The organism is Neorhizobium descurainiae, from assembly GCF_051400715.1.
In the GTDB taxonomy this organism is placed as follows: domain Bacteria; phylum Pseudomonadota; class Alphaproteobacteria; order Rhizobiales; family Rhizobiaceae; genus Neorhizobium.
In genome coordinates, this window is sequence record NZ_JBLFFK010000090.1 from 1 (window position 1) to 880 (window position 880).

At 65.7% G+C, this 880-nt stretch carries 1 protein-coding gene; it reads right to left on the minus strand.

Features of this window, described 5'->3' with window-relative positions; translation table 11 throughout:
• The coding region (locus ACMGE0_RS33555; RefSeq protein ID WP_436820172.1) for an SDR family oxidoreductase at positions 1-725 on the minus strand (725 nt) is incomplete at its 3' end.
• Positions 726-880: the final 155 nt, after the last annotated feature.

Consider the following 880-nt stretch of genomic DNA (forward strand, 5'->3'; position numbering starts at 1 on the left):
CCCTGCGACGCGGGCTGGAACAGGAACGGCAGGAAGCGGCGCACCCACGCAGCCATGCTCCGTCGGCCCGCTCCGTTCGGAAGCAGATCGGTGCGGGAGATACCGGGATGCGCCGCCAGGCTCTCGACACCCCATCCGGCCGCCCTGCTGCGCCGGCTCAGCTCGAAGGCGAACATGATGCAGGCGAGCTTCGACTGGCTGTAGACCGGCATCGGCTTGTAGCTGCGCTCAGCCTGCAGGTCGTCGAAGTTGATCGCTCCACCCCGCGCCGCGACGCTGCCGAGGGTCACGACGCGCGGCTTCTGCCCTTTTTTCAGAAGCGGCAGCAGATGCGCGGTGAGCGCGAAATGGCCGAGATAGTTCGTGCCGAACTGCAGCTCGAAGCGGTCGCTGGTCTCGCGACGTTGCGGCGGGGTCATCACGCCGGCATTGTTGATCAGAATGTCGAGGCTGTCCTGCTCGCGCGAGAGCTGCTCGGCGAATGCGGCGATCGACGCTAGGTTCGCAAGGTCAACCTGGCCGAACCGCACCTGGGCTCCAGGAACGGCCGCCTTGATCGCTGCGACGGCTTCATCGCCCTTCCGCGGGTTGCGCCCGGCGATCACGACATGCGCGCCGGCGCGGGCCAGCGCCAGCGCGTCCTCGTAGCCAAGCCCGCCGGTGCCGGTGACGACCGCCGAACGGCCGCTTTGCGATGGGATATTCCGGGTCGTCCACTTCGTCATAAATGATCCTTGCCTTCCCGGCAGTCCGGCCGACGTCGAGCTCTGCTTGTCTCGAGGCGCCCGCTTTTCATCGTCTCCTTCCAACATGCTTACAGCGCGCAAATATTCCATGCCGGAAGCCTCAAAAAACTTGCCCAATCCTCCAGCTTCGAGCG